The 4,239-nt window shown below is 23.7% G+C and carries 2 protein-coding genes; one reads left to right on the plus strand and one right to left on the minus strand.

Translation table 11 applies throughout. The annotated features are described in order from the left end of the window. Window positions 1–323 precede the first annotated feature (323 nt). Window positions 324–1,382 carry an AAA family ATPase gene (locus tag OC701_RS02410; protein ID WP_304514495.1) on the plus strand — a complete coding sequence of 353 codons (1,059 nt, stop codon included), beginning with the start codon at window positions 324–326 and terminating at the stop codon, window positions 1,380–1,382. Window positions 1,383–2,689: 1,307 nt separating this feature from the next. On the opposite strand, the gene OC701_RS02415 is transcribed toward OC701_RS02410, so the two are convergent. Then, the gene (locus tag OC701_RS02415) at window positions 2,690–3,031 is read right to left on the minus strand and encodes a hypothetical protein (protein ID WP_304514496.1); all 342 of its coding nucleotides are present in this window, start codon (window positions 3,029–3,031) and stop codon (window positions 2,690–2,692) included. Between the last annotated feature and the right edge of the window lie 1,208 nt (window positions 3,032–4,239).

The raw sequence follows: 4,239 nt of genomic DNA on the forward strand, positions 1-4,239 counted from the left end.
CTTTATCACAATAATACTCGTTAAACTGGTTTTAATTTCTAAAATTATTTTCTAGGCGCCTTATTTAACTTTTTTAGTGTTTATCAGTATTAGTGATTGGTAAAATCACTAAATGTTTAGGTTTCTTTGGTGTTTATTTATATAAGTTAAGAGTTATTTAGATATTTAATTTAACATTATAATTATTTAAAATTTTTGCTAAAAAATATTTAATTCTTTTAACAAGTTTTTCAGTTGTATTAAAGTGATTTATTAAATTATCAATATAAAAATAAATTTTATTATTTTATTTTTTATTTTAATGCTTTAAAAAGGAGTGCTCATTGAAACACAAAAAAACAAACTTATTTTTTATAATTTTTAGGTTAATTCTGGATGTATTATTATTATTATGTATTCTATGGTCTTTAATGTTGAATTTTAAAAATGATAAAGATTTGAAGAATTTAAAATCGAATATATATCGAAGAAATGAATCAAATTTGTTTAATTTAACTAATAGTTTTGATATGTCAGAATCTTTTTATCCGACCAATAGTGATAATTTTCTTGATTTTGAAACTTTATCTGGTTTTGAAGAAGAAAAAACAATAGCTAATTCGTTTATATTGTATATAAAAAAACCAGAACAATTTCAAAACATTGGCCAAGTTGAACCTCCTTTAGGTATTTTGTTATATGGTGTACCTGGAACAGGAAAAACTACTTTTGCTAGAGCTATAGCTAAAGAAACGAAATTACCTTTTTTTGAGATTAGTGCTTCTATTTTTTCTAAAAAATATAGAGGACAAGCGGTACAAATGATTAGAAATTTATTTAATGATGTTCGTAAAATATCTAAAAAATACCAAGGAGCCATTATTTTTGTAGATGAATGTGAAACTATTTTTCGTAAGTTAAATAATTTAGAAGGTGATTCAGAAATTACGAATATTGTTAATCAATTTAAAACAGAATTGACTTCAAATGAAAATGATCCGAAACATCCTATTTTTATTTTAGGAGCAACGAATAATTTTTCACAAATCGATGATGCTATAAAATCGCGTTTTTCTTATTCTATTGAAGTTAAACCAGGTAATAAATTAGAACGTAGAAAATTTTTAGAATTTTTAATGGATAAAAAACTTAAAAATCCATATAGTTCAGAAGCAAAAGATTTTTTATATGAAGTAATTAATGAAGCTTTAGATAGAATTGAATATAATTATTCTTTTTTAAAAACTAATCGTACTTTAGAAAATTTAATGAAAGCTGCTGTTATGAATTTTGCTATAAAAAGAGCTAATAATAAAAAAGAAACAGTTGATATTGATGATTTGAAAGAAGCTTATAGTAGAATTATTATTACTGATAAAGATTGGGCGCAAATAAACGGATAAATACAACAATCTAGCCAATTGTAACAAGTATGATAATCTTGTTAAGTCATATGATCGGTCAATCAAACGAAAGAATGATAGATTAAAGCAGATTATAAAAGCGAGTTGAGGAAAATTAACTATCCAAGATGATTTCGCAAGACTAAGATAGTAATGGATAAAGCTGAAATGCTCTAATCGCAAAAATGCTCGTAATATCAGAACCTACCTGGAAAGTTAATGAATACCGGTAGTTCAAGGTTATTATAATGATAAAATCTTGTTATTATAAATTATCACAGATATCTAACAACCTTGGAGTCTCGTGGAAATGTTCATATGTGTAAAAACAATACAATGAATCGATTTATCTATTGACACCACGAAAGCGAACCTAAAACTATCAGGCGTATTTATAACGAAAATTTGAGATTCCTAAAAACCAAATAAAACTTAGAAAGATAAAAGTCCTAAGAGGTTCAAGGAAAAAGCAACTTTTTAGTAGTCGGAGGAGTAAAACTTAATTTGGAATAATTAAGAAAATCGCCCTCCCTGGAACAAGGTTAACGACCTTGATAGGGCGAAAGAAGTTAGTAATTTATTGTTTATTCAACGGGATCAAAGCAAGAAAAACTTTTTTGAACTTAGAATATTATTCAAAATCATTAATTATTCAACAATAACTCAAACATGTTATGCACGAACCAATCTTATCAATTGTTTATTTAAATAACAACTAAAACAAAGGTTACAGAGGGTGTGGACGAAAAAAACTATAGATGATATCAAATTAAAAAAAATTAACAGTACCACCGCAAATAACATCAATAACCACACTACTAATCACAATTAGTTATTAGATAAATTTTATGATGTATAATTGTTATCATAATCAGAGAATTGTTACATAAAATATATGATATTAAAATAATTTAAGTAATCAAAAATGATCAGAATAAACAACTAATGAGTGGTGACATAACGTTAGTCCTCGAAAGAAGGTAAATTATGGCAAGCCGGATGCTTGGAAACTTGCTTGTCCGGTTTAGAGGGGGGCTGTTTGTAATAACTATCAGAAAGAAAAATTCTGAGATTGAAACGCAAATAATCTATCCCTATTAAAGATATTAAATGAAGTGGAAAAAGAATTGTTAAAATAAAAAGTATCTATTAAAATTGATTTAATCTAATTTTGATATCGAATTTGCCAAAGATATATGATCTTACAATACTTAATTATTAACTAAACAAATAATTATATAAATAAAAAAAGCTGTTTATTATAATAAACAGCTTTTATTTTTTTAAATTTAAAATTTTATTTTAATTTAAATTTGAAATTTAACAATATTTGGTTTATAGTTATTTATTTTATATATGATTAATTTATATATAAAACGTATAATAATTAAAAAATTAGTAATTGTAAAAATTATCAATATAGTTTTCCAATATCGAAAATTACTATTAAAAATATTATTATCATTAATAGTAACATAGTTAGAATTATTATTTTCAGGAATCAAAATTTTTCTAAAAACTAAATGAAATTGATTTTTTATTTCATTATATTTTTCAATAGATTTTTCAAAATTGTTTTTAGCGAGATCATATTTTAAATTAGAAACGATAAAATCTTTATTATTTTGTTGCGTTTCGGCTTCTAACATAAAATCTTCTCCTTTGTTGAGAAAATGAAGAGCATTATTGTCTTTATTAGATTCTATTTCTGATTTTATATTATTTAATTGGTCTTTTATATCTTTATTATTAGCGAAATAAAAACTTAATTCTAATAATTTAGAAATTTCTTCTTTATTTTTATTGACTATTTTTTTTGTGATTAAAGAGTTATTTTTTTTAACTTTATTGATATTGGGATAGATTAATTCGGTTTAGAAAAAACTACAATAACTTTTTCATATTCGCAATTAGCCCCCCGGAGAACCGGACAAGCAAGTTTCCAAGCATCCGGCGCCTAATATCTTTGTTATTGCTAACTTAAATAAATTATTATTAATTTATTTTATGATATTCTCAAGTATTATTTTATTTCAAACTTTAAAATATTTAAGTTTTTAGAATATTATCAATTAGTGATTATTAATAATATTTGGTTAAATTATTATATTATGAATTTATGTTTTATATTATTAAATTAATAATTTAATCATTTTTTAACAAAATTTAATTTTTATTTTTTGACGTCTTGAGAGTCTTCTAATTTTTTATCAAATTTATTTATTCTCGATATCGGAATAAGCGTTTTCGTTATTGAATTGCTTTTTCTTTAGATGGATATTTGTTAGCCAATAGTTGTGAGTTTTTATTTTTATCTTCCTTAATAAGTTTATGGTTTTTTAATTCTTCTAAGAATTTATAACTTTTTAAATAGTTTTGATTGTTTTTTAGCGATTTTATTTTTGATGAGAATTTTCTAATCATTATTATCAATATTTGATAATTTATGATATGGAAGTATTCGCGAATATCAATTTGAATGAATTAATATAGTTTTTGGAATTTTTATTTAATTATTTTTTTTAATAATCATGTCATAATTTTCTAAGTAAGAATTAAAAATTTTTTATTCGGTGAATTGTTTTCATAATATATTATTACATTAATATAGTTTGTTATATCATTCTGTCTTGGAAAATAATTGGGATGATAAAAATTTTTTTATCTGGTCCATTCGATATAAGTTTTCTTAATCTATTTCTTCTTTCGAGATAAATTTAAGAATATCAAAGATATTGAAACTCTTTCGCCTTGTAAAGGTTATTACCCTTCGCCTAGGTCGGGTTAGCCTTAAATATTCCAATTTGAGGATGAAACCGACGACTACTCTAAGTTTCGCTTTTCCCTTGAGCCTAGC

Origin of the sequence: Candidatus Phytoplasma bonamiae, assembly GCF_030586845.1 — a bacterium.
GTDB lineage: Bacteria > Bacillota_I > Bacilli_A > Acholeplasmatales > Acholeplasmataceae > Phytoplasma > Phytoplasma bonamiae.

Bases quoted from the DNA above. Each gene is read 5' to 3' on its own strand.
- OC701_RS02415 (WP_304514496.1), bottom strand. From the start codon at position 3,031: ATGTTAGAAGCCGAAACGCAACAAAATAATAAAGATTTTATCGTTTCT.